Source organism: Neohoeflea coraliihabitans (assembly GCF_019334345.1).
Lineage (GTDB): Bacteria > Pseudomonadota > Alphaproteobacteria > Rhizobiales > Rhizobiaceae > Pseudohoeflea > Pseudohoeflea coraliihabitans.
This window is the reverse complement of sequence record NZ_JAHWQX010000003.1, coordinates 83,403-108,825: the sequence shown is the minus strand read 5'-3', so window position 1 is coordinate 108,825 and position 25,423 is coordinate 83,403. Positions and strand designations below refer to the sequence as shown.

Sequence of the window (25,423 nt, the reverse complement as noted above, 5' to 3'; positions counted from 1 at the left end):
TTGCCCGCATCATCAACCGGCAGCCCGCAAAAAGCAGCCGGACAACCGCGAAATCAAGGACTTGCGCGGCGCGACCTCTTGAAAGACGGCCATCCCGACCTCACATTGCCTGCGAGTGTTACCCTATCCTTGCAGGTCCAATTTCGGCAGTATCCATCCATGTCCACTGATCCCTACGATATCCTCGGGGTGAAAAAGACCGCCAGCGCCGAGGAACTGAAAAAAGCCTACCGCAAGCTGGCGCGCGAAAGCCATCCGGACATCAATCCTGATGATTCCGAGGCCAAGGCGCGTTTTGTCAAGATTTCCGGCGCCTACGATCTGCTCAAGGATCCGGAATTGCGCCGCAGATACGATGCCGGGGAAATCGACGCCAGCGGCCAGGAAAAGCCCGAGCGGCAATTCTACCGGGATCACGCCGGCGGCAGCGATGGCGCTCGTTACCGCACGACGCGCGGCTTCGAGGATTTCGGCGACCCCGCCGACATTTTTGCCGAGATGTTTCGCCAGCGCTCGCGCGGACCCTCGGGCACCGCTGGCGGATTTGCCGACGGCAGCCAGTTCGCCATGCAGGGGGCCGATATGCGCTACGCCATGGACGTTGCCTTCCTAGACGCTGCGCAGGGCGCCACGCGGCAGATCACCCTGCCCGACGGCGGCAAGCTCGACGTCAAGATCCCGGCCGGGATCCAGGATGGCCAGACCATTCGCCTGCGCGGCAAGGGCGGACCCGGTTCGGGCGGAGCTCCGGCCGGCGACGCCTACATCACCCTTTCTGTCAAGCCGCACCACGTGTTTCGCCGCGAGGGCAACGACATTGTCATGACCCTGCCGATCACCATCGATGAAGCGGTTCTCGGCGCCAAGGTGAAGACGCCAACCCTGGACGGACCCGTCAATCTGACGGTCCCGCCGGGAGCGACCTCCGGCCAGTCCCTGCGTTTGAAAGGCCGCGGCATAGCCGCAAAAGGCAAGCCGCGCGGCGATCAGCGCGTCGAGTTGAAGATCGTCGCGCCCCCGGAGATCGATGACGAGCTGAAGACTTTCATGGAAACCTGGCGGGCAAAGAACGCCTATGATCCGCGCCGGGGCATGATCTGAGGAGGCTGCGATGACGTCATTTTACACTGAAGAGCAGGTCCTCACCCGGGTCGGCCGCCTGACCCGCCTGCGCCTTGTCTCCTACGTCGAAGCCGACATCGTGCGGCCTTTGGCCACCGAAAGCGGTCCGGCCTACCGTCCGGTGGACGTGGCCCGCCTCGAACTCCTGTCGGAACTGACCGAGGAATTCGAACTCGCCGACGATACGCTCGCCATCATCGTCTCGCTGCTCGACCAACTGCACGACGCGCGTGCGGATCTGCGAACCCTCGCCGATGCCATTGCCCGCGAGCCGCTCGAGGTGCGCGCCAGGCTCGGACAGGCTCTGGTCCGGCGTCGCGGTTGAGACCTCGGGCCAGTGCCCATCCCTGTAGTTGTCGGGACCGAATCCTAGAGTTTTGAGGTGTCGAGCGCGGCGACCGCTTCAAGCACGCTGTGACCGAACCTGACGCCCGCCGCCCCGGCCGGCCCATTGACATGCGCAATGATACCGCTGGCCCACATGTCGGCGGCATCGCCGATCCGGGCGCTGTCCTTGTCAACCGCCGCAGCCGCCACCCCGTGTTCGGCAAACATCGACAGCGCAACAATCCCGGCCCGGTCCTTGCCGACCCCCGCATCGTTGAAGACCACCAACCCTGGAAAACACTTCAGTGCAATGGCGCCGGAGCTCGCCCCGCCATGCGATCCGGTAATGACCACGGCGCCGCGATCGTCCATTGTCAGGCTGGTGATCGTGTCGAGCAGCAGCACTGCGCGCCCGCCACATTGTCCGATCACTTCTCGCAGCATTGTCTGCCTCCTCCCCTCGCGCCGCTCAGCCCGGCGGCACATAGGACACCTCGCGCTTCAGACAGCGCAAGGAAAAGTTCGATCGCGCGTGGCGCAGGCCCGGGATGCGGAACAGTTTCTCGCGCAGAAACTCCTCGACCCCACGCGTGCCGTCGGCCGCAACTTTCAGAAGATAGTCGAACTCGCCGGCCATCAGATGGACCTCGAGCACCTCCGGCATCGCCGTGATTGCCTGGGCGAAATTTTCCAGCGCTTCGGCATCATGGCGATCAAGAATGACTTCCACCAGCACGGTCTCGCCGACACCGAGCGCCTGATGGTCAAGAATCGCCGCATAGCCGGCGATGATCCCCGCCTCCTCGAGACGTTTGACCCGCTGCCAGCACGGGCTCGGGGACAACCCGATCAGGCGAGCCAGGTCCGTGTTGGACAACCGGCCGTTCTGTGCCAGCGCCTTGAGGATACGGCGATCCATGTCATCCAGCACGGCCATCAGATATTTCTTCCGCAAATATGAGACATAACAGAATTATCGTTTGCCAATACAACGATTGCAAACATTAAAAGCAGAACATTTTGCCTTTTTTTCGCTAGCCTCCATATCCGAGAAGAGCGACACTGACGGCAACCTGACCGTTCAGGACGCAAAGCCGAGGCGTAGAGGAGCACGTCATGGATGCAAGCCAGGCAGGAGCAGCAGGCCTTGCGCCGCAGCCGGCATTCTCCATGCTCGCAACTGCCTTTCGGCTTCAGCACTTCGACCATCTCCGCCGCTTTCTCGATCCGCGCTCCAGCCGCTGCGGCGCCGCCCCTTTGCGCGGCTTGCGCTTTCCGTTTCTCCTCTCCACCTCCCTGCGAAGGACGATGCGCCATGCCTGATTCCAAGCCCTTGTCGCTGCGCATTCCCGAACCGGGCTGCCGCCCGGGCGACCAGCCCGATTTCAGTGATTTCGTCGTGCCGCGCGCCGGCGAAGCGCGGCGCCCCGACACCGATGCGTCGCCCGAAGACATGCGCGACATGGCCTTTTCGATCATTCGCGTCATCAACAAGAAGGGTGAGGCTGTTGGCCCCTGGGCCGATACGCTCTCGGTCGAGAACCTGCGCGACGGCCTGCGCCACATGCTGACCCTGCGCGCCTTCGATGAACGCATGCTCAAGGCACAACGCCAGGGCAAGACCAGCTTCTACATGCAGCATCTCGGCGAGGAAGCGGTCGCCTGCGCATTCCGCATGGCGCTCGAAGAGGGCGACATGAATTTCCCCACCTACCGGCAGGCAGGGTTATTGATCGCCGGCGGCTATCCGCTCGTCGACATGATGAACCAGATCTATTCGAATGCCGAGGATCCGCTCAAGGGGCGGCAATTGCCGATCATGTATTCCTCGCGCGAGCATGGGTTCTTCACCATATCGGGCAATCTCGGCACGCAGTTCATCCAGGCCGTCGGCTGGGGCATGGCCTCGGCAATCGCCGGCGACACGCGCATCGCCTCGGCCTGGATCGGTGACGGCGCCACCTCGGAAAGCGATTTCTACGCCGCGATGGTGTTCGCTTCGACCTACAACGCCCCGGTCATTCTCAACATCGTCAACAACCAGTGGGCCATCTCGACGTTTCAGGGTTTTGCCCGCGGCAATGCCGTCACCTTTGCCGAGCGCGGCCACGGCTTCGGCATTCCCTCGCTGCGCGTCGACGGCAACGATTATCTGGCGGTTCATGCGGTCGCCAAATGGGCCGCCGACCGGGCTCGCGCCGGGCTTGGTCCGACATTGATCGAACATGTCACCTACCGCGCCGGCGGCCATTCCACCTCCGATGATCCCTCCGCCTACCGCTCCAAGGACGAGTTCTCGGCCTGGCCGCTCGGCGATCCGATCGACCGGCTCAAACGCCATCTCATCACGCTTGGCGAATGGTCGGAAGAGCGCCACACCCAGGCGCTGGCCGAGATCACCGAGACGGTCCGCACGGCGCAGAAAAAGGCCGAGGCGATCGGCACCCTGATTTCCGGCAGCCATCCCTCGCCGCGCTCGATGTTCGATGACGTCTATGCCGAGATGCCGCCGCATCTTGTCGCCCAACGCCAGGCCGGAGGCTACTGACATGGCGCGCATGACGATGATCGAGGCGATCCGCAGCGCCCATGACCTTGCCATGCAGCGCGATGAGAAGGTGGTCGTCTTCGGCGAGGATGTCGGCTATTTCGGCGGCGTCTTCCGCTGCACCGCCGGCCTGCAGGAAAAATACGGCAAGCATCGCTGTTTCGACGCGCCGATCAACGAAAGCGGCATCGTCGGCGCGGCGATCGGCATGGCGGCCTATGGCCTCAAACCGGTGGTCGAGATCCAGTTCGCCGACTATGTCTATCCCGCCTATGACCAGATCGTCTCCGAAGCGGCCCGCATGCGCCACCGCTCGGCCGGACAATTCACCTGTCCGATGGTCATCCGCATGCCGACCGGCGGTGGCATTTTCGGCGGTCAGACGCACAGCCAGAGCCCCGAAGCGCTGTTCACGCACGTTTCCGGCGTCAAGGTTGTCGTGCCCTCGAGCCCCTATGATGCCAGGGGCCTGTTGCTTTCGGCGATCGAGGACCCTGACCCGGTGATCTTCCTCGAGCCCAAACGTCTCTACAACGGGCCGTTCGATGGCCATCACGACCGGCCGGTCACCGCCTGGAAAAAGCACCCGCTCGGCGAGGTTCCCGAGGACTACGACACCATTCCCCTCGGCAAGGCGTCCGTGCGCCGCAAGGGCAGCGACGTCACCGTGCTCGCCTATGGCACCATGGTCTATGTCGCCGAGGCGGCTGCCGATGAAACCGGCATCGATGCCGAGATCATCGACTTGCGCAGCCTTATGCCCCTCGATGTCGAGGCCATCACGGCATCCGTGCAAAAGACCGGCCGCTGCGTCATCGTGCATGAAGCCACCCGCACCTCCGGCTTTGGCGCCGAATTGAGCGCCACCGTGCAGGAATCCTGTTTCTATCATCTCGAGGCGCCGATCTTGCGCGTCGCCGGCTGGGACACGCCCTACCCGCACGCCCAGGAATGGGCCTATTTTCCCGGGCCGGAGCGGGTGGCCGCCGCCCTCAAAGATGTCATGGAGGCCTGAGCACATGGCACGCATCACCATCACGCTGCCCGATGTCGGCGAAGGCATTGCCGAAGCAGAGCTCACCGAATGGAATGTCGCGCTTGGCGACGAGGTGCAGGAGGACGACGTGCTCGGCACGGTGATGACCGACAAGGCGGCTGTCGAGGTGCCCTCTTCGGTCAGCGGCAAGATCGTGGCCCTCGGCGGCGAACCGGGCGACACGCTGGCCATCGGCGCCACTTTCGTCGAGATCGAGACCGATGCGGATGCCCCCGTAGCCGCGCCAGCGTCCGAAACTGCGCCACAATCGGCGCAGGCCGGACCGGAGGGTAAGCCACAGCCGGAACCCGGACCGGAAGCGCCGGGCACCGCGCCGGCCGATGGCAGCGCCGATCCCGATCCCGGCACTGGCGCGCCAGCACCGCCGCAACCCTCGGCCGGCTCGGCCGAACCCCGCGCATCGCAACGGTCGGGCACCGCGAAACCGGAGCCACGCACCCGGGCATTGCAGCCCAATGAGAGACCGCTAGCCGCTCCCGCCGTGCGCCAGCGGGCCCGCGATGCCGGCATCGATTTGCGCCTTGTCGCCGGAACCGGACCGGCGGGCCGCATCTCGCACCAGGATCTCGATGCCTGGATCGCCAATCCGCAGATCGGGCAGAGCGGTACCGGCCGTGCGCCGAGAACCGACAGCGAGGACATCAAGGTTCTCGGCATGCGCCGCAGGATCGCCGAGAAGATGTCGATCTCGGCCAGCCGCATTCCGCATATCACCATCATCGAGGAGGTCGACGTGACAGCGGTCGAGACCCTGCGCGCCGAGCTCAATGCCAGCCATGCCGCCGCACGCGGCAAGCTGACCGTGTTGCCGTTCCTGATGCGCGCCATCGTGCGCGCCGTTGCCGAACAGCCGCAGCTGAACGCCACCTTCGACGATGAGGCGGGCGTCATTCACCAGTCCGGCGCCGTGCATGTCGGCATTGCGACGCAAACGCCGAACGGCCTGACCGTTCCGGTGGTGCGCCATGCCGAAGCATTGTCGCTCTGGGAAGCCGCCGCCGAGATCGGCCGCCTCGCGCAAAGCGCCCGCGACGGCAAGGCGAAGCGCGACGAGCTGTCCGGTTCGACCATTTCCATCACCTCGCTCGGACCGCTTGGCGCCCTGGCCACGACCCCGATCATCAATCATCCGGAAGTGGCGATCGTCGGCGTCAACAAGATGGCCGTACGCCCGGTCTGGGACGGCCAGGCGTTTCAGCCGCGCACGATGATGAACCTGTCGAGTTCCTTCGATCACCGCATCATCGATGGCTGGGACGCAGCGGTGTTCGTCCAGAAACTGAAGGCACTGCTGGAAAACCCCGCTTTGCTGTTCATCGACGAATAGGAGCCGATTATGCAAAGACTGACCTGCAAGCTCCTGATCATCGGCGGCGGCCCCGGCGGCTATGTCTGTGCCATCCGCGCCGGCCAGCTGGGTCTCGACACGATCATCGTCGAGGAGAAGACCCTTGGCGGCACATGCCTGAATGTCGGCTGCATACCCTCGAAGGCGTTGATTCACGCCGCTGACGAGTTCCACCGGCTCAGCCGATTCGACGGCACCTCGCAGCTTGGCATTTCGGCCAGCGCCGCGGCCATTGATCTGGCCAAGACCGTGAGCTGGAAAGACGGCATCGTTGACCGACTGACCGGCGGCGTCGCCGGCCTGATCAAGAAGAACGGTGTGCGCGCAATCACCGGAACCGCCAGTTTCGTCGACGGCAAGACGGTGCGCGTTGAAGCACCCGATGGTTCAACAGAGATCGCCGCCGAGGCCATCGTCATCGCCACCGGCTCCGAACCGGTCGAACTGCCCTTCCTGAAATATTCCGGCAAGGTGATCGATTCCACCGGCGCCCTCGCCCTGACCGAGGTGCCCGAGCATTTCGTGGTTGTGGGCGGCGGCTACATCGGCCTTGAGATCGGCACCGCCTTTGCCAAGCTCGGCTCGCACGTCACCGTCATCGAGGCGGAGAAATCAATCCTGCCGCAGTATGATTCCGCCCTCACCCGCCCCGTGCTCAAGGCGCTGGAAAAGCTTGGCGTGACGGTGATGACCGGCACCAAGGCGGAAGGCGTTGGCCCGACCGGACTCGAGATCGAAACGTCTGACGGCGAGACCAGGGAGCTGCAAGCCGACAAGATCCTCGTCACGGTCGGCCGCCGCCCGCGCGCCGCCGAAGCCGCGATTCCGTCTTTGGGTCTGACCATGGACCGCGCCTTCATCCGCATCGACGCGCAGTGCCGCACCTCGATGCGCGGCGTTTTCGCGATTGGCGATGTGACCGGCGAGCCGATGCTCGCCCACCGCGCCATGGCCCAGGGCGAGATGGTCGCCGAGATCGTTGCCGGCCACCGGCGGCAATGGGACAAGGTGGCGATCCCCGCCGTCTGCTTCACGGACCCGGAGATTGTCACCTGCGGCCTCTCGCCGGAGGAGGCCAGATCCGCCGGACACGACATCATCACCGGCCAGTTCCCGTTCACCGCCAATGGCCGCGCCATGACGATGGAAAACGAAGCCGGCTTCGTCCGCGCCGTCGCCCGCAAGGACAATCACGTCATTCTCGGCCTGCAGGCGGTCGGCACCCAGGTGTCCGAACTGTCGGCTGCCTTTGCCATTGCTCTGGAGATGGGGGCCCGGCTTGAAGATGTCGGCGCCACGATCCACGCCCATCCGACACAGAGCGAAGGTCTGCTCGAAGCCGCTCTCGCCACGCTCGGCCATGCCTTGCATATCTGACCATGCGACATGCTGAGCGGTCTAAGCCATGCCGGCAGCCTGCACGGCGGGCGCAACGTCCGGAGACAGCATGCTGCGTGCCACCTTCACCAGCTGCGTTACGGTCGGCGACGGGCTGTCGCCGCGCCAGGTCAGTCCGATCTCGATCACCGGCTCATGCGACAGACCGGCAACTTCAAGAAACCGCACGCCGCCCGGATTTTCGGTTTGCATGCGCGAGGGCACCAGCGCCACTCCCATCCCGACAGACACCAACGAGATGCAGGTCTGCAACCGCAACGCCTCTTGGCCGGTCTGCGCTTTGACGTCGAGCTGCAGCAGGCAATTGGCAACCAGATCATGAAAGCTGGGCGCCCTCTGGCGCGGCATGCAGATCATCGGCAGATCCGCCAGGGCAGCCGGCAACAGCCGGGCACCGCTGGTCCTGACCTTGCCCGTCAAGATCCATTGTTCTGGTACGGCCGCCAGCAACGGATCCTTGGCCAGACCCAGATAGGCAAGCGTCGGTGGCAGGGAGGCCGGCGGCATGACGAGCGCTGCATCGATGTCGCCCTGCAACAGCGCCTCTGTCGGCGGGGCATCACCCATGTCGTGCAGAATGAGATCCACCGCCGGGTATTTCGCGCTGTAGCACCCAGCCAGTTCGGGCATCAGCGCCCCCTCGGTCAGCGTGTCAAAGCCCAGCCGCAAGCTGCCACATGTTCCGTAGGCGAGATGCCGCGCCAGATCCGGCAACGCGTCAGCATCCGCCAGCAACTGCCGCGCATGCGGCAGCAGATGCTGCCCGCAGGGCGACAGTTCGACATGCCGCTTGGTGCGCCGGAACAACTCGACCCCCAGTTCGCGTTCGAGCGCGAGGATGGCCTGGCTGAGAGGCGGCTGCGTCATGCACAGGCGGGCCGCGGCGCGCCCGAAATGCAGTTCTTCGGCGACCGCAACAAAAAAGCTGAGTTGACGAAGATTCATGTTCACGTCCCCGCGGGTAAACAACTATTTGTTACATGAACATTATTTTTCTTCTTAAAGTAGTACAACCCTTTAAATCTGTCAGGATGCCTTCCTTTCAAGCGGAAGGGTTAAGAATCCATAAGGTCGGTCAGTCGGTGTCTTCATCCGAGACTGGATGATGTCGCCGGATGGCGCGGACGACCCACCAGGTTCCAAAAATGGCCACCGGCACGAATGCGCCGGTCGCCAGGGACGTTTCCGGCCAGCCGAATGTCGCTTCCTGCAGCTTGGCCAGATAGCTGAACAGTCCGACCACATAGTAGCTGATAGCGGCGACCGACAGCCCTTCGACCGTCTGCTGCATGCGCAGCTGCAGCTTCACCCGGCGGTTCATCGAACGCAGCAGCGCACCGTTCTGTTTCTCGAGTTCGACATCAATCCAGCTGCGGATCAGCGTCGTCGCACGCGCCATCTTGCGCGACAGGTTGGCCTGCCGCTCCTCGACGGCCTGGCAGGTGCGCAGGGCTGGCGCCAGTCGCCGATCAAGAAACGCGCCCAGCATTTCGCGTCCGGGAACACCGCTTTCACCGAGCGCCGCGATGCGTTCGCGGACGATGGTGTAATAGGCGCGGCTGGCGCCGAAGCGATAGAGACTGAGCGCCGCGTTGGCCTCAAGTTCCGCCGACATGCGGGTGATTTCCCTCAGAAGATCATCGGCATGATGGCGCACATCCTCTTTCATCCGGTGGGTCACGGCGGTCAGTTGCTCCTCCAGCCGCGCGATATCCGGCGACAGCTGACGCGCCAGTTCGAGGCCGAGCGTCGCCAATGTCCGATAGGTCTCGATGTCGAGAAGCCGCTGGCAGATCACCCCGCGCATCGCGTCCGACATGCCCCGGTCAATGATGAGAAAACGCGTCAGCCCGTCCTCGTCCTGGCGAAAATCGGTGACCACCGTCGCACGCGCCGCTTTCAGGTCGCTGATCGTCAGGCTGACCGGATCGAACATCGCGATCGCTTTGTCGATGTCCTCGTCCTCCGGCCGGACCTCGACGCGCGCCCCGGAGAGGAAGGGCCCGGGCGGAGCGAATTCTGCGCCGAAAGGATGCGCCCCGACCGGCGCGAAGAAGGTGTCAGGCGCCGGACAATCCCAGGAATAGGTCGAGAATTCCGTGTGCCGCTCCCAGCGCAATGTTCCCTGCCCCCAGGCCAGCGCCACGTGATTGGTACTGTCATCCGGTGGCGGCACGCCGCGCTGTCGCGCCATATCGGAGACCATTGTCGATCCCGCCGCCGACCCGGACTCGCTCATGAAGGCGAGTTGGAAGACGACCCGCGAAGGACCGAGCGGTCGCAGCGGCCGGGCGTGGATCTCGCCCAGCGCCTGTGCCCGGCCGCTGGCCTGTGGAAATGAAAATGCGCCCCGCATCTGCCCCCGCCAAGCTGAAAGTGATGTGCCAGCGCCCGGGCACCGGCAGATGTACCGGCTGATCGCCGGCGCTCAACTCTACCGCGACCGGTCCTACATCGGCAACTGCCGGGCCACCAGCCCTCTTGCGAGGGATCGCATTCGGTGCCACGCTGCCTGCATCGACCGATCCCGTATCGGACTCGTGCCAGCGCAATCGGCCAGCAAGTTTTCAGCAAGTCTTGGAGATAACCCATGCGAACCGGCAAAACCGCCTCCCCGATCTGTCTGCTACTCGGCGCCGGCTTTCTGAGCGCCACCGCCGCACTCCCGGCCCTGGCCGAGGAGGTCAAGATCACCATTCTTGGCGTTGGCGACGTCTACCAGTTCAACGAATCCGATGGCCGCGGCGGCTTTGCCCGCCTCAATGCCGTGGCCCGCAACGAGCGCCGGAACAATCCCAACACGCTCTATGTCTTTGATGGCGACATGCTCTCGCCCTCGATCCTGTCGGGGCTCGACAAAGGCCAGAACACGGTCGACCTGACAAATCTCGAACCTTTCGACATCGCCGTTCCCGGCAATCACGAATTCGATTTCGGCGTCGAGAACTTTCTCGAAAAGATGAAGGCCTCGGATTACCCCTGGGCCGCAGTGAACATCACCAATGCCGACGGCACGCCGCTCGAAGGGCTTGGCGGCACGATGATGCGCGACATGGCCGGGCTGAAGATCGCGCTTGTGCCGATCGCTCAGGACACCACGCCGGAAGTGGCAAATTCCGGCGATCTGAAATTTCTGCCGACCGTCGAGACCGGTATCGCCGCGGCGGAAAAGGCACGCGAAGACGGCGCCGACCTGGTCATCGGCGTCGTGCAGACCGACATGGCCAATGACCGGCAGCTGATCGCCAGCCACGCCTTCGATGTCATCATGTCGGGCGATGACCATTCCTATGCAACGGCCTATGATGGCGTCACCGCCTATGTTGAGACCTCGATGGATGCCCGTTACCTGGCGCCCCTCGATCTCAATGTGACGATCAGCGAAAACGACGGCAAACGTCAGGTCGAATGGACCCCCTCTTTCCGCTTCATCGACACGGCGACCGTCGACCCCGACCCGGAATCCAGCAAGCTCGTCGCTTCGCTGCAGTCGCGGCTGGATGACAGTCTCGGCGAGGTCATCGGCACGACCCAGACCCCCTTGGATTCGCGTCGCAACGTCATCCGCAGCCAGGAATCGGCAATGGGCAATCTGATCGCCGATGCCCTGCTTGCGGCAACCGGTGCCGACATCACGCTGATCAATGGCGGCGGCATTCGAGCCGACCGCACCTATGATGCCGGCAGCGAACTCACCCGCAAGGATGTGCTTTCGGAACTGCCCTTCGGCAATGTCACCGTCGTCACCGAACTGCCGGGCTCACAGATACTCGCCGCGCTCGAAAACGGCTTCAGCCAGGTCGAGACGGGCGCCGGGCGCTTTCCGCATGTGGCCGGGCTCGAAGTGGTCTACGACCCTTCGGCGCCTGCCGGCTCGCGCGTCGCGTCGGTCACCATCGATGGCGAGGAGATGGACCGCGACAAGCTCTACAAGGTCGCCACCAACGACTACATGATGTCCGGCGGCGACGGCTATGGCGCCCTCGCCGGCGGACGGGTGCTGGTCAATGCCGGCAACGGCAATCTGATGGCAAACGATGTCATCGCCTTTATCAGCGGGAAGAAGTCGGTCTCACCCGAGATCGAAGGCCGCATTAAAAAGGTTGGCGAGCAGTAGAATAGTCCGGCGCACGGCCCGGTAGCCGACGCGTTCACTCGGAAAGCGCGTTGGCCACCGCATTGGCGACCATGATGTCCAGATGCGCGCCGCCGCCGTTCTTGAACAGCGTGATCTCCTCTTCGGTGCGGCGCCCGGCCCGACCTTGCACCAGGGCGTGCAGGTCGCCTTCAAGGTCGCTGCGCGCAATGACACCGCGCTGCAGCGGATCACTCACCTCGCCGATATGGCCGATCGTCGTCTCGAAACTGTCGACAAACAGCCGGCCGCGCCGCAGGGCTTCGTCATCGGCTTCACGCATTGTCGGCGTATAGGCGCCGACCAGATCGACATGTGTTCCCGGTGCGATCAGCGCGCCGCGCAAAAGCGGCTCTTCGCTCATCGTCGCCGTGCAGATCAGATCGGCTTCGGGAACCGCCGCATCAAGCTCGGAGGTGTAACTGGCCGCAATGCCGCGCGAAGTAAGGTCCGCGACCAGTGCTTCGCCGCGTGCCCTCGAGCGGTTCCAGACGATCACCCGCTCGATCGAGGGCCGCACCGACCGGTGCGCGGCGATCAATGGCGCTGCCATGGACCCGGCCCCGACCATCAGCATCGTGGCGATATCGCTTCGTGCCAGGCAATCGGCCCCGAGTGCCGAATCGCCGGCGGTTTTCCATCCGGTCAGATCAACCCCCTCGATCACGGCGCGGACAAAGCCCGCCTTCTCGTCAAAAAGCAGCACCTGCCCTTGCACCGAAGGCCGTGCCGGCACATTCGAAGGGTTGTCAGGATAGATCGTCACCGCCTTGGTTCCGGAGGCAAGACCCGGGATCCAGGCACTGCGCACCAGCATCTTGCGGTGTCCATCTTCCAGAAGGCTGTCGCGCAGGAGCGCCGGATCACGCTGATGCCCCTCCCGCAGTGCGGCCACGATCATCGGCCAGGTGCACACGCGGGCGACATCGGCCCCGGTTATGATCTGCATGAACGCTCTCCTTGACGATCCTGAGCCTTGCGCGACCTGAATCTTTCGCAAGACAACCATGCATGCGCGGCCGCGTCGCCGCAACCGGCGCGCGCCGAGTAAGCCCGCCCAGCCTGTCAGAAATTTGTGAAAAAACAAAGTGTTGTAGCGAATACCGGAATCAGGACGGGAAGCTGTTGAATCGCATTCACAGCACCGATCGAGGGCCGCTGTTCATCCGCTTGGCGGCGGATGGTTTGTCCCCGCAGCCAGTCCGGAGCCTGTCACTTGCCGGAGCCCCTCGGCCACATCTATGGTTCCGACCGACATCAGCGACTCCAGATGCATGTCCGCCCCGAACTTGCGCGCCAGAGCCTGCATCGCCAGATTTTGCGGACCGGTCTCGACGCTCACGCGCACCAGGCCACGCTCTCGCGCCAACGCCAGCAGGGCGGCAATCAGCTGCGTGCCTGCGCCCCTTCGCCGCCATTCCGCTGCCACGGAAAATGCCGTTTCGCCACTGCGGGTACCATTATTGTGCAACTCGGCCACAGCCACCAGCCGGTCCTGGTCAAAGCCGCCGAGCACCAGCGCCTTGTCGAGCGCTTCGCGCACATAGCCGGCCAGCCAGTCGTCTGAAACCACCCCATTGAAGCGGTCGCGCCGATGATCGAAACTCAAGTTCTGCAGATGCGCCAGGAAGAGCGCGGCGTCGGCCTGCTCCAGCCGGCGAATCGTGAATTCACCGTCAGTTGTGAAGGGGTTTCCTTGGGTCGCTTGGGTCGCTTGGGTCGCTTGGGTCGCTTGGGTCGGGAAGAGCGGATCGCAGATCATGCCGGTTTCCTCGGTTACTCCTCCCGAGAACACCTCCCCCGGTGAGATACCACCGGGCCGCTACAAATATTGTGCGCCGCAACAAAAATGACAACCCGTGGCGCGCACCTTTCGTCAGAAAAAGGCCTGCAGATCGGTCTGGGCGCGCCCGAGGATCAGCGCATGCACATCGTGCGCGCCCTCATAGGTGTTGACCGTCTCGAGGTTCTGCGCATGCCGCATGACGTGATATTCGGCCTGGATGCCGTTGCCGCCATGCATGTCACGCGCCATCCGCGCGATATCGAGGGCCTTGCCGCAATTGTTGCGCTTGATGAGAGAGATCATTTCCGGAGCCATATCGCCGGAACCCAGCAACCGCCCGACCCGCAACGAGCCTTGCAGGCCGAGCGCGATCTCGGTCTGCATGTCCGCGAGTTTCTTCTGATAGAGCTGCGTACCGGCAAGCGGCTTTCCGAACTGCTTGCGATCAAGGCCGTACTGGCGCGCCCGCAGCCAGCAATCCTCGGCCGCCCCCATGGCGCCCCAGGAGATCCCGTAGCGCGCCCGGTTGAGACAGCCAAAGGGTCCTTTCAACCCGGCGACATTCGGCAACAGCGCGTCCTCGCCGACCTCCACCGCGTCGAGAACCACCTCGCCGGTCACCGATGTCCGCAGCGACAGCTTGCCTTCGATCTTCGGCGCGGAAAGCCCCTTGCAGCCCTTTTCCAGCACAAAGCCGCGGATCTGGTTGTCATGCGCCTCTGATTTCGCCCAGATGACGAACACATCGGCGATCGGCGCGTTGGATATCCAGGTTTTCGCGCCGCTGATGCTGTAGCCGCCGTCCACCTTGCGCGCCCGGGTTGTCATCGAACCCGGATCCGACCCGGCATCCGGCTCGGTCAGGCCGAAACACCCGACCCATTCGCCGCTTGCAAGCTTCGGCAGATACTTGCGGCGTTGGTCTTCCGAGCCGTAAGCCTGGATCGGGTACATCACCAGCGAGGACTGAACGCTCATCATCGAACGGTAGCCCGAATCGATCCGTTCGATCTCGCGCGCCACCAGCCCGTAGCTGACATAATTGGCTTCGGCGCCGCCATATTCCTCGGGAACGGTAATGCCCAGAAGCCCCGCCTCGCCCATCTCCGCGAAAATGGAGCGGTCAACGGTCTCGTTGAGATAGGCGGCCGTCACTCGCGGCGCCAACTTGTCCTGCGCAAATGCCGCGGCCGCGTCAGCGATCATGCGCTCGTCTTCCTCGAGCTGACCTGCGAGAAGAAAGGGGTCCTCCCAGTTGAAGACCGCTTTGGTTGATGCTGCTGCCGGATTGACGTTCATCACTTCTCCTTGAGCCGGTACCCCTTGAATACTGAGGGCCCCTCGCTTCCACTGCCCGCTATGTCGGCGCGTCATTGTCTTTTCGCATACCTGCCCCGGCGAAGGAAAGTCCGCTGCGCAGAAACAATCACTCTGCGACACGCCGCGGCTGACGCTTGGCCGCGCGCGATAGGCGCGAGGCAAATTGCAGCCTACGCTCTGCGCCGCCGTTACCGTCTTACTTCTCCAACGAGATCTAAGGGTTGAAATTCACCTTGGACGCCATAGTGTTATCTTCACACGTCGCAGCGCGGCGGGTCGCATGAGGCAGTCGGATGGCAGATCGGTTCGAGATATCAGCAGCGCTGGCCGTCCCCGCCATGACCCGCGCGGTAACGATAGGCATCGATCCGAACCCGATTGCCCGCGCTTGCGGTCTGGACCCGGCGCGCTTCTCCCTGATCAATGAACGCGTCAAGCTCGAGCCGGTGTGCCGCTTCGTCGAGACGCTCGCGACGTTAAGTGGTGATCCCACATTCGGCCTGCAGGCGGCGACGACATTCGTCAAGGGATCGACCGGCCTTCTTGGCTATTCGCTGATGCATGCGCCAACCTTCGGGGAAGCGCTCGATTTCGTCCGTCGCCATTTGCGCAAGGTCGATACCGGCACGCTCTATGCCCTCAAGAGCGAGGGAGAGGACACCCGTTACGAGTGGACGTACCCGCCGTTTCTCATTCAGCGGACACAGTTCGTGGATCTCGTCTCCACCATCATTCTCAGCCATTTTCAAAGTCTTCTCGGCTCCGATTTCTCTCAGCTGCGGCTCGAAATGGAGCGTCCTCGCCCGGCCAATCTGCAGGTTTATCGCCGTATTCTCACCAAAAGAGTGACATTCGATGCCCCGGTCAACGCCTGTATCTTTCCCACGCGCCTGCTGGCACGCGAGAACCCGAACAGCGACCGGCGGCTGTTTGAACTGCTGGTGAGCCATGTGGAAAACAGCGCCGAGATGGTGCATCCCGTCACCGATCCGGTAACCGCCACGCATCACTATGTGGCCGGCCTCATCGGACAGAAAACCCCCTCATTGGCCGAAGCGGCAAGGAACTTCGGCATGGGAGAGCGGACCCTGCAACGGCGCCTTGCCGAGGCAGGCACCTCCCTGCAGGAGATCGTCGATGCGGTGCGGCGCGATCTTGCCATGCGCCTGCTGGCTGACACCGATCTCACCCTCTCGGAAATCAGTTATCGCCTTGGGTTTTCCGCACCCAGTGCCTTCACCCGCTCCGCCACGCGCTGGTTCGGTGTTACACCGAAACAATACCGCCATAGGTTGAAGTAGGCACAACCAATACCCGTAACAGTTTTCTTCAAAAATTTGCATGTATGCTCGCCAGGGTGCTCGCACTGCGTTTACCCGGCGCCGCGCCCGTTTGTCATATGAGGTGAAAGAAATATTGAATCTGATCTTCCATATCTTTGCCAAGACTACGGAATTGCGTCGCAAGGTCTCGCGTCATTAGCCGATTGTTTTGACTACACCACAACCAGCCTTGGCAGGTCGCCGAAAAGTTTTTCTTCCCTCGGCGACCACGCGAATGGTGAAAGGTCTCGGATGAATTATTCCGCCCATTCTGGCCTCGTGCCTATGACCAAAACCGAACGCCGGTGTCTTGAACTGCTGGCGAGCGGCAAGACGGAAGCCGAAATTGGTCAGGCGCTGACCCTGTCGGCCAGTGAGGTCGATGCGATCCTCAGCGTCGGGATGCGCAAGCTCGGTGTCGGCAATCGCATCGCTGCGGTCGCCAAGGCCGGACGGCTCGGCCTGCTCGAGACCTGACTCCAGCTGTCTATCTGGACCCAGCGGCGATCTGCTGCGTCCCGTTTCAGCCCGAAGGTGACTTCGGACTTATCGAAACGCTGTGTTCGCCGACCACGGTTGGTTGAACGAGTTGCGTTTCCGCGAGCGTCGGCCGGTCCGGGGGGCAGCCGGCCGACGCCAAGCCCTTCACCTTCCCAGCCTGCTGGCGGCGGTGACCGCAACTGCCGTCTTCACTCCTCCGAGTGCCAGGGACCGTGCGCCTCGCCTTCCGCGTCGGTACGTACGAACCCGTGCGCGCCGAAATAATCACGCTGCGCCTGGATCAGATTGGCTGTTCCGCGCGAGCGGCGCAATTGGTCGAAATAGGCCACCGCGCTTGCCAGCGCCGGCACCGGCTGCCCCTTGCGAATGGCTTCCGCCAGAACCGCCCGCAAGGCCCGGTCGGTATCGGTCACGATCTGTGCGAACTCAGGCGTCAAAAGCAGATTGTCGACATCCGGCGTTGCGGTGAACGCACTGGCAATGTCATCGAGGAAGCGCGACCGGATGATGCAGCCGGCGCGCCAGATGCGCGCGATCACCGGCAGCGGCAAATGCCAGCCATATTCCTTCGATGCGGCCGCCATGACCGAAAATCCCTGCGCGTAGGCCGCCACCTTGCCCGCCAGAAGCGCCTTTTCAAGAAGGTCGAGCGTCGTCGCTCCGAGATCGAATTCACCCTGCCCCGGCACGCCGAGGACAGCCTCGGCCTTTGTCCGCAGATCGATCATAGCCGACAGGCTGCGCGCGCCGACCGCCGCCTCGATGGCCGGAGCGGGCGCGGCGATGCGCAGACTTTCGATCGCCGACCATCGACCGGTGCCCTTCTGCCCCGCGGCGTCAACGATCATGTCGACCATCGGCTTGCCGCTCTCATCGTCTTGTGTCTGCAGGATATCGGCGGTGATCTCGATCAGGTAGGAATCGAGCGGACCATCGTTCCAGGCGGCGAAGACGCCAGCCATCGCCGCCGGTTCCATCTGCATGCCGTCGCGCATGATGCCATAGATCTCGGCAATCATCTGCATGTCGGCATATTCGATGCCATTGTGGATGGTCTTGACGAAATGTCCGGCGCCATCTTCACCGACCCATGCCGCGCAAGGTTCACCCTCGTATTTCGCGGAAATCGCCGTCAGCACATCTTCGATGCGCTGCCACGAGTCGCGCTTGCCACCAACCATGATTGACGGTCCGTGCCGCGCCCCTTCCTCGCCCCCGGAAACGCCCATCCCGAGAAAGGTCGGCCCGCTGTCCTCCAAAGCCTTAAAGCGCCGGATCGTGTCGCGGAAATTGGCGTTGCCGGCATCGATCAACAGATCGTCGCGGTCAAGCAAGGGCTGCAGCGCAGCAATTTGCTGGTCGACCGGATCACCGGCCTTGATCATCAAAATGATCGGGCGCGGCGGCCGGATTGCGTCGACAAGCGCCTCCAGCGTGTCGCAGGCAATGATCTTCTCCGACAGCGCCCCGGCCTCGGCCATGAAGGCGCGTGTCTTGGCCACCGTCCGGTTGTAGACGGCCACCTCGTAGCCGTGGTCGGAAATATTGAGCGCCAGGTTGGCCCCCATCACGCCGAGCCCGATGACACCGATTTCTGCTGCTGGCATGGTTCATCTTCCTTGCTGTGGCCGGCACCCGCTGCTGACCGCCCATTGGCCCCCGCGTGAATCTGCGCGGCAGGCGCCAGCCGTCAAGAGAGTAAACCCCTGAAATCAGATAAGTGATTGAACAGATTAAGGCTTCAACCCTCGCCCCGATTCGCCGCCGGCCATTGTCGCCTGGTCAAGGCGAAAAAAAAGAAATTTCCGCAAGGCAGCGCCGCCTGTGGGTAACTGGTATAGCGGGCACGAAGCCGTATTTTTACCCGCCACCTGCGACATCGTGTGCGCGAGGAAATGACGTCCGCGTCGTTTTCAGCTAAAGCGGTAGCGCCCGACAGACACGCCCGCACTGAGTCCCGGCCGGACGGTTGTCGCCGGTAAGCCAATACCTGAACTTGAGCCGACACCTGAACTGAAGAGAACCGAGAACTCCATGTCCGACGCTGCCCGCAAAATCGACTCTCTCCCCGCCACCGGAGAGAAATCACCGCATTTTCGCGAGGCGCCCGCCAACATCGAGGCTGAGCAGGCTCTGCTCGGCGCCATGCTCGTCAACAATGATGCCTTCTACCGGGTCTCGGACTTCCTCAAGCCGACGCATTTCCAGGAACCGGTGCACCGCAAGATCTTCGAGGTCGCCGGTGACATCATCCGCATGGGCAAGACCGCCAACCCGGTGACCATCAAGACCTTCCTGCCCGCTGATGGCCGCATCGGCGATCTCACCATGGCGCAATATCTCGCCCGCCTCGCCGCCGAAGCCGTGACCATCATCAACGCCGAGGATTATGGCCGCGCCATCTATGACCTGGCCCTGCGCCGCTCGCTGATCGGCATCGGCGAGGACATGGTCAACATCGCCTTCGACGCGCCGCTCGACATGCCGCCGCAAACCCAGATCGAGGATGCCGAGCGCCGCCTCTTCGAACTCGCCGAGACCGGCCGTTATGACGGCGGTTTTCAAAGCTTCAACGATGCGGTGGCACTGGCCATCGAGATGGCCGGCGCCGCCTATCAGCGCGATGGCGGCCTGTCCGGCATTTCAACCGGAATCCAGGCGCTTGATGCCCGCATGGGCGGCCTGCAGCACTCCGACCTGATCATCCTCGCCGGCCGCCCCGGCATGGGCAAGACCTCGCTGGCCACCAATATCGCCTTCAATATCGCCGCCGCCTACGAGCCGGAAGTTCAGGCTGATGGGTCGATGAAGGCGAAGAACGGCGGCGTCGTCGGCTTCTATTCGCTGGAAATGTCCTCCGAACAGCTCGCCACCCGCATCATCTCCGAGCAGACGGAGATTCCCTCGTCCAAGATCCGCCGCGGCGACATCACCGAAGCCGACTTCGAAAAGCTCGTCGGCTGCTCGCAGATGATGCAGAAGATCCCTCTGTATATCGACCAGACCGGCGGCATCTCGATTGCGCAGCTCGCGGCCCGTGCCCGCCGCCTGAAGCGCCAGCGCGGCCTCGATGTGCTGGTCATCGACTATGTTCAGCTGATGACCGGCTCGAAGAAGGCCGGCGAGAACCGGGTGCAGGAAATCACCGAGATCACCACCGGCCTGAAAGCACTCGGCAAGGAACTGAACGTGCCGATCATCGCCCTGTCGCAGCTCTCGCGTCAGGTCGAAAGCCGCGACGACAAGCGTCCGCAGCTCTCCGACCTGCGTGAATCCGGTTCGATCGAGCAGGATGCCGACGTCGTCGTATTCGTTTTCCGCGAGGAATACTACGTCAAGAATGCCGAGCCGCGGCGCTCCAGCGACGAGGTTGCCGCCGATATCAAGACGCCTGAATATCTGGCCTGGGAAGAAAAGATGAGCAAGGTGCGCGGCACCGCCGATGTCATCATCGCCAAGCAGCGCCACGGCCCGACCGGCACCGTGCAGCTGGGCTTCCAGGCCGAGTTCACGCGCTTCTCCGATCTTGCCGACTCGTCCTACAATCAGTATGCGCACGACTGATGGTCGCAACGGGTGGCGCGCTGGCGGCCGGAAGCCGCGCGCTCCCGGCATGGCTCGCTTTGAGGAAGCTGCATGAACAACCGGCCCCCCGTTGACGCCAGCGCTTCTTCCTGCGCGGCCACCACACGGCTGACGATCGACCTTGACGCCCTCGCCGCCAATTGGCGCAGCATGCAAAAGCTGTCCGGCCAGGCCGCCTGTGGTGCCGCCGTCAAGGCTGATGCCTATGGCACGGGGCTGGCGCCGGCCGGGCAACGCCTGTGGAAGGAAGGATGCCGATCGTTCTTTGTCGCCGATGCGTATGAAGGGCAGAAGCTGCGCACGCATCTGCCCGATGCCCAGATCTTCGTCTTGAACGGCGCATTTCCCGATGCTCTCGATCTGCTCAGGGATGCCGCGCTCGTTCCCGTTCTCAATTCACCTCAGCAGATCCATGTCTGGCAGCAGGCGTGCCGCGACAGACCGGCGGCGCTGCACATTGATACCGGCATGAATCGACTTGGCATCCCTTTCGAAGAAGCCGCGGAAATCGCGGCACAAAACGCATTTGCGCCGGCGCTGGTAATGAGCCACTTTTCCTGTGCCGACACACCGGGCCATCCGCTCAACGCTGAGCAGATCGCCCGTTTTGACGCCGTCCGCCAACTGTATCCGCAGGCGCCGGCCAGCCTGGGCAACTCGGCTGGGATCCATCTCGGTTCCGCTGCCCATTTCGATCTCACCCGGCCGGGCATTGCGCTTTACGGCGGCGAAGCGGTCGACGGCGAGCCGAACCCGATGCGACCGGTCATGACCTTCGAGGCGCGCATCCTGATGATCCGCCACGTCCCGGCCGGAGAATGCGTCAGCTACGGGGCGACCGCGCGCCTGCAGCGCACCACCCGTCTTGCGGTTTGCGGTGCCGGCTATGCCGATGGCTTTCCGCGCGCCGCCTCGGGCTCCGGGGTTCCCCTGCGAGACAGCGGAACGAGCGGCGCGTTCGGCGCCTTCAAGGGTCACCTGGTGCCGCTGGTCGGCCGTGTGACCATGGATCTCGTCATCTTCGACATCACCGATCTGCCCGAAGATCTGGCGGCGGCCGGCGACTGGATCGAACTGTTCGGGCCGACGGTCGCCGTTGACGACGTGGCGCGCGCCGCCGGCACCATCGGCTACGAAATTCTCGCCTGCCCCCGCCCCCGCGCCGACATACGCTACAAGGAAGGTGGCTCATGATGCTCATGCGAGAAACAGGTCGCACCGCAATGGCGGTGCCGAAGCGCCGGCGCCGCGCAGAGGGGCCCCGCTGATGGCAAAATCCCGCACCCAGTTTGTCTGTCAGAGCTGTGGCACCACCCACCCCCGCTGGGCCGGGCGCTGCGATTCCTGCGGCGCCTGGAACACCATTGTCGAGGAGGATCCCTCCGGCGGCATCGGCGGCCAGCCAGGTGCCGCCTCGGCGCGCAAGGGCCGCCCGGTGACGCTTGCCACCCTGTCCGGTGAAATCGAGGAGGCGCCGCGCGTGCCGACCGGCATCGCCGAACTTGACCGCGCCACCGGTGGCGGTTTCGTCCGCGGCTCGGCCGTTCTCGTCGGCGGCGATCCCGGGATCGGCAAGTCGACCTTGTTGATGCAGGCTGCCGCCGCCCTGGCGCGCAAGGGACAACGGGTCATCTATGTCTCGGGCGAGGAGGCGACGGCGCAGGTGCGTCTACGCGCCCAGCGTCTTGGCGCTGCCGATACCGATGTGCTCTTGGCCGCCGAGACCAATGTCGAGGATATCCTGGCAACGCTCACCGACGGCAAGCGCCCGGATTTCGTCATCGTCGACTCCATCCAGACCCTGTGGAGCGACGTCGCCGGCTCGGCCCCCGGCACGGTCACGCAGGTGCGCACCGGCGTCCACGCGATGATCCGCTTCGCCAAGCAGACCGGTGCCGCCATGGTGCTTGTCGGCCATGTCACCAAGGATGGACAGATCGCCGGCCCGCGCGTCGTCGAACACATGGTCGACGCCGTTCTCTATTTCGAGGGCGATCGTGGTCATCATTACCGCATCCTGCGCACCGTCAAGAACCGGTTCGGGCCGACAGACGAGATCGGCGTCTTTGAAATGTCCGACAAGGGATTGCGCGAGGTCGCCAACCCCTCCGAGCTGTTTCTTGGCGAGCGCAATGACAAGGCGCCGGGGGCTGCGGTATTTGCCGGCATCGAAGGCACCCGGCCAGTGCTCGTCGAGGTCCAGGCGCTGGTCGCGCCCTCCTCCCTCGGCACCCCCCGCCGCGCCGTTGTCGGCTGGGATTCCTCGCGCCTTGCGATGATCCTCGCGGTGCTCGAAGCCCATTGCGGCGTACGGCTTGGCAGCCACGATGTCTATCTCAACATCGCCGGCGGCTACCGCATTGCCGAGCCGGCGGCCGACATGGCGATTGCCGCCGCACTGGTTTCCTCACTGGCCGGACTTGCCCTTCCCGCCGATTGCGTCTATTTCGGCGAAGTCAGCTTGTCGGGCGCTGTCCGGCCGGTTGCGCAGACTGGATTGCGTCTGAAGGAGTCCGAGAAGCTCGGATTTCCCAAAGCCGTCCTGCCCGCCGGGTCCGCGGATCTGCCCTCCGGCCGTGGCGCGGACTGGACAGACGTGGACACGCTGCCGGAACTGGTCGCACGCATTGCTGGGGGCAATGCAGGACGGCTTTCTGGCAGCGCGAGCGACGAAGATTGATTTGGCGGCCTTGGGATCGGATGAGTTCCGACAGGTCCGCACGGGGAACGAGAGTCTGATCCATGCCCATTACGCTCCTTGACGGCATCGTGCTGGCCGTAACGTTGTTCTCGGCCGTTCTGGCAATGGTGCGCGGTTTCTCCCGCGAAGTCCTCGCCGTCGCGTCCTGGGTGGCCGCCGCCGCAGCGGCCTATTTCCTCTACCCGCTTCTGACCCCGCTCCTGTCGGGCTATATCAGTTCGGAAAAGCTCGCCATGGCTGCCGCCGCCGGCATCGTTTTCCTTATTACCCTGATTGTCGTATCCTACCTGACAATGCGCGTTGCCGACTTCATCATCGACAGCCGCGTCGGCGCGCTCGACCGCACACTCGGATTTGTCTTCGGTGCGGCGCGCGGCATTCTCCTGCTGGTCGTCGCCATGCTGTTTCTCAACTGGCTGGTGGCAACCCCGCGGCAGCCGGACTGGGTGGCCGACGCCAAGTCCAAGCCGATGCTCGATTCGCTTGGCGCCCGCCTGGTGCAACTGCTGCCCGAGGATGCCGATGCTGCTATCCTCAACCGGCTGAAAGGCATTGGCGGCAGCGCAGAAGAGGCCCCGGCAGCCGGTGACTGAGAGCGCGTGACTGGGAGCGGGTGACTGGGAGCGGGTGACTGAGAACGGGTGACTGAGAGGCGGTGCAGCCGCATCCAAGCACGGTGGCAGTGATCACCTCTGGCAAAGCCGAACGGCACTGAAGTCGATGTCGCACCATGCTTTAAGGCATGCATTTACACCATCAGCCTCCCGATCGGGAGTTGATCGGCGTTTTGAAGGATCTGCACAATGAATGACCAGGTCGCAACTGCCGAAGGCCATGAGGCGGACTGTTTTCACGACGAATGCGGTGTCTTCGGCATTCTCGGCCGCGACGATGCCGCAGCGGTCGTCACCCTCGGTCTGCATGCCCTGCAGCATCGCGGCCAGGAGGCAGCCGGCATCGTCGCCTATGACGGCACGCAGTTCTCGGTGGAAAGACATATCGGCCTGATTGGCGACACCTTCACCAAGCGTTCGGTCCTCGACCGCATTCCTGGCGACCGGGCCATCGGCCATACGCGCTATTCGACCGCCGGCGGCGAGGGTCTGCGCAATGTCCAGCCCTTCTTTGCCGAATTGGCCGGCGGCGGCTTTGCCATCGCTCACAACGGCAACATCACCAATGCTCTGACCAAGCAGCGCGAACTGCAAAAGCGCGGTGCCATCTTTTCCTCGACCTCCGATACCGAGACGATCCTTCATCTGATCGCCTTCAGCGAAAAACAGCGCATCACCGAGCGCTTCATCGATGCCATCACCCAGATCGAAGGCGCCTATTCGCTGGTCGGCCTGTCCCAGAAGAAGATGATCGGCGCGCGCGATCCGCTCGGCATCCGGCCGCTCTGCCTGGGAGACCTCGACGGCGCCTATATTCTCGCCTCGGAATCCTGCGCCCTCGATATCATCGGGGCCCGCTTCGTGCGCGAGATCAAGCCGGGCGAGGTCGTCGTCATCACCGAAGGCGGCATCGAGAGCCATTTTCCCTTCGAGCAGCCGTCGCCGCGCTTCTGCATCTTCGAATATGTCTATTTCGCCCGACCCGATTCGATCGTCGAGGGCCGCAATGTCTACGAGGTGCGCAAGCGCATCGGTGAGGAACTGGCGCTTGAAAGCCCGGTCGAGGCCGATGTCGTCATCCCGGTGCCCGATTCCGGCACTCCGGCGGCCATCGGATTCGCGCAAGGGGCCGACATTCCCTTCGAGCTCGGCATCATCCGCAACCATTATGTCGGTCGCACCTTCATCCAGCCGACCGCATCGATCCGCCATATGGGCGTCAAGCTCAAACACAATGCAAATCGGCGCATGATCGAAGGCAAGCGCGTCGTGCTGGTCGACGATTCGATCGTGCGCGGCACCACTTCGCAGAAGATCGTGCAGATGGTGCGCGAGGCCGGCGCCCGTGAAGTGCATATGCGCATCGCCTCGCCGCCGACCATGGCCTCGTGTTTCTACGGCGTCGACACACCGGAAAAATCCAAGCTGCTCGCCTCGCGCATGAGCATCGCCGAAATGGCCGAGTTCATCCGTGTCGACAGTCTCGGCTTTCTGTCGATCGACGGCCTGTACCGCGCCGTGCGCGAGCCGGGACGCAACAATGACAGCCCGCAATTCTGCGATGCCTGCTTCACCGGCGACTACCCCACCGTCCTCACCGACCAGGGTGACAACAAGGACAATGTACGCAGCCTGTCACTGCTGGCCAACAACGGATAG

General features: G+C 63.5%; 22 protein-coding genes. 14 read left to right on the top strand and 8 right to left on the bottom strand.

Annotated elements, in window-relative coordinates:
* The first annotated feature begins 159 nt into the window (after positions 1–159).
* Positions 160–1,101, top strand: coding sequence for a DnaJ C-terminal domain-containing protein (locus KY465_RS11595; RefSeq protein ID WP_219201877.1), 942 nt, complete (start codon positions 160–162; stop codon positions 1,099–1,101).
* A 10-nt stretch (positions 1,102–1,111) separates the two neighbouring features.
* The gene (locus KY465_RS11590; protein ID WP_219201876.1) at positions 1,112–1,447 is read left to right on the top strand and encodes a hypothetical protein; all 336 of its coding nucleotides are present in this window, start codon (positions 1,112–1,114) and stop codon (positions 1,445–1,447) included.
* Positions 1,448–1,491: 44 nt separating this feature from the next.
* Here the strand turns inward: KY465_RS11590 and KY465_RS11585 are convergent, their stop codons facing one another.
* Both KY465_RS11585 and KY465_RS11580 read right to left on the bottom strand, forming a co-directional pair.
* The gene (locus tag KY465_RS11585; RefSeq protein WP_219201875.1) at positions 1,492–1,893 is read right to left on the bottom strand and encodes a hypothetical protein; all 402 of its coding nucleotides are present in this window, start codon (positions 1,891–1,893) and stop codon (positions 1,492–1,494) included.
* A 25-nt stretch (positions 1,894–1,918) separates the two neighbouring features.
* The gene (locus tag KY465_RS11580) at positions 1,919–2,386 is read right to left on the bottom strand and encodes an Lrp/AsnC family transcriptional regulator (protein ID WP_219201874.1); all 468 of its coding nucleotides are present in this window, start codon (positions 2,384–2,386) and stop codon (positions 1,919–1,921) included.
* 378 nt (positions 2,387–2,764) lie between these two features.
* Here KY465_RS11580 and KY465_RS11575 point away from each other — a divergent pair, with 378 nt between their 5' ends.
* The 4 genes from KY465_RS11575 to lpdA are packed head-to-tail and all read left to right on the top strand — an operon-like array spanning position 2,765 to position 7,779.
* Positions 2,765–3,997, top strand: coding sequence for a 3-methyl-2-oxobutanoate dehydrogenase (2-methylpropanoyl-transferring) subunit alpha (locus tag KY465_RS11575; protein WP_219201873.1), 1,233 nt, complete (start codon positions 2,765–2,767; stop codon positions 3,995–3,997).
* A 1-nt stretch (position 3,998) separates the two neighbouring features.
* The gene (locus KY465_RS11570) at positions 3,999–5,012 is read left to right on the top strand and encodes an alpha-ketoacid dehydrogenase subunit beta (protein WP_219201872.1); all 1,014 of its coding nucleotides are present in this window, start codon (positions 3,999–4,001) and stop codon (positions 5,010–5,012) included.
* Between the two features lie 4 nt (positions 5,013–5,016).
* Positions 5,017–6,381, top strand: a complete 1,365-nt coding sequence (locus KY465_RS11565) for a dihydrolipoamide acetyltransferase family protein (protein WP_219201871.1) — start codon at positions 5,017–5,019, stop codon at positions 6,379–6,381.
* A gap of 9 nt (positions 6,382–6,390) precedes the next feature.
* Entirely contained in the window at positions 6,391–7,779 is a 1,389-nt protein-coding gene (lpdA, locus tag KY465_RS11560) for a dihydrolipoyl dehydrogenase (RefSeq protein ID WP_219201870.1), read from the top strand.
* Positions 7,780–7,800: 21 nt separating this feature from the next.
* Here lpdA and KY465_RS11555 read toward each other — a convergent pair whose 3' ends face one another.
* The gene (locus KY465_RS11555) at positions 7,801–8,745 is read right to left on the bottom strand and encodes a LysR family transcriptional regulator (protein ID WP_219201869.1); all 945 of its coding nucleotides are present in this window, start codon (positions 8,743–8,745) and stop codon (positions 7,801–7,803) included.
* Positions 8,746–8,875: 130 nt separating this feature from the next.
* Positions 8,876–10,156, bottom strand: coding sequence for a DUF3422 family protein (locus tag KY465_RS11550; protein ID WP_219201868.1), 1,281 nt, complete (start codon positions 10,154–10,156; stop codon positions 8,876–8,878).
* Between the two features lie 234 nt (positions 10,157–10,390).
* Here KY465_RS11550 and KY465_RS11545 point away from each other — a divergent pair, with 234 nt between their 5' ends.
* Positions 10,391–11,917 carry a bifunctional metallophosphatase/5'-nucleotidase gene (locus KY465_RS11545; RefSeq protein WP_219201867.1) on the top strand — a complete coding sequence of 509 codons (1,527 nt, stop codon included), beginning with the start codon at positions 10,391–10,393 and terminating at the stop codon, positions 11,915–11,917.
* A gap of 34 nt (positions 11,918–11,951) precedes the next feature.
* Here the strand turns inward: KY465_RS11545 and KY465_RS11540 are convergent, their stop codons facing one another.
* The 3 genes from KY465_RS11540 to KY465_RS11530 all read right to left on the bottom strand — a co-directional run bounded on the left by KY465_RS11540 (position 11,952) and on the right by KY465_RS11530 (position 15,020).
* Complete coding sequence (locus KY465_RS11540; RefSeq protein ID WP_219201866.1) at positions 11,952–12,884, bottom strand: ornithine cyclodeaminase family protein; 933 nt, start codon at positions 12,882–12,884, stop codon at positions 11,952–11,954.
* A 213-nt stretch (positions 12,885–13,097) separates the two neighbouring features.
* Positions 13,098–13,697 (bottom strand): GNAT family N-acetyltransferase, encoded by a 600-nt coding sequence (locus KY465_RS11535; RefSeq protein WP_219201865.1) that lies wholly within the window; start codon positions 13,695–13,697, stop codon positions 13,098–13,100.
* Between the two features lie 114 nt (positions 13,698–13,811).
* A complete protein-coding gene (locus KY465_RS11530) occupies positions 13,812–15,020 on the bottom strand; it encodes an acyl-CoA dehydrogenase (RefSeq protein WP_219201864.1) in 1,209 nt (402 codons plus the stop codon).
* A 314-nt stretch (positions 15,021–15,334) separates the two neighbouring features.
* On the opposite strand from KY465_RS11530, the gene KY465_RS11525 reads away from it, so the two are divergent.
* Both KY465_RS11525 and KY465_RS11520 read left to right on the top strand, forming a co-directional pair.
* Positions 15,335–16,342, top strand: a complete 1,008-nt coding sequence (locus tag KY465_RS11525; protein WP_219201863.1) for an AraC family transcriptional regulator — start codon at positions 15,335–15,337, stop codon at positions 16,340–16,342.
* Between the two features lie 306 nt (positions 16,343–16,648).
* Positions 16,649–16,840 (top strand): helix-turn-helix domain-containing protein, encoded by a 192-nt coding sequence (locus KY465_RS11520; protein WP_219201862.1) that lies wholly within the window; start codon positions 16,649–16,651, stop codon positions 16,838–16,840.
* Between the two features lie 212 nt (positions 16,841–17,052).
* Here the strand turns inward: KY465_RS11520 and gndA are convergent, their stop codons facing one another.
* The gene (gene gndA / locus KY465_RS11515) at positions 17,053–18,471 is read right to left on the bottom strand and encodes an NADP-dependent phosphogluconate dehydrogenase (protein WP_219201861.1); all 1,419 of its coding nucleotides are present in this window, start codon (positions 18,469–18,471) and stop codon (positions 17,053–17,055) included.
* A 427-nt stretch (positions 18,472–18,898) separates the two neighbouring features.
* On the opposite strand from gndA, the gene KY465_RS11510 reads away from it, so the two are divergent.
* The 5 genes from KY465_RS11510 (at position 18,899) to purF (ending at position 25,423) form a co-directional block, all read left to right on the top strand.
* Positions 18,899–20,428 carry a replicative DNA helicase gene (locus tag KY465_RS11510; RefSeq protein ID WP_219201860.1) on the top strand — a complete coding sequence of 510 codons (1,530 nt, stop codon included), beginning with the start codon at positions 18,899–18,901 and terminating at the stop codon, positions 20,426–20,428.
* 72 nt (positions 20,429–20,500) lie between these two features.
* Positions 20,501–21,643 carry an alanine racemase gene (alr, locus tag KY465_RS11505; RefSeq protein ID WP_219201859.1) on the top strand — a complete coding sequence of 381 codons (1,143 nt, stop codon included), beginning with the start codon at positions 20,501–20,503 and terminating at the stop codon, positions 21,641–21,643.
* Positions 21,644–21,716: 73 nt separating this feature from the next.
* The gene (gene radA, locus KY465_RS11500) at positions 21,717–23,129 is read left to right on the top strand and encodes a DNA repair protein RadA (protein ID WP_219201858.1); all 1,413 of its coding nucleotides are present in this window, start codon (positions 21,717–21,719) and stop codon (positions 23,127–23,129) included.
* Between the two features lie 62 nt (positions 23,130–23,191).
* Positions 23,192–23,743, top strand: a complete 552-nt coding sequence (locus tag KY465_RS11495) for a CvpA family protein (RefSeq protein WP_219201857.1) — start codon at positions 23,192–23,194, stop codon at positions 23,741–23,743.
* A gap of 210 nt (positions 23,744–23,953) precedes the next feature.
* Positions 23,954–25,423, top strand: a complete 1,470-nt coding sequence (purF, locus tag KY465_RS11490) for an amidophosphoribosyltransferase (protein WP_219201856.1) — start codon at positions 23,954–23,956, stop codon at positions 25,421–25,423.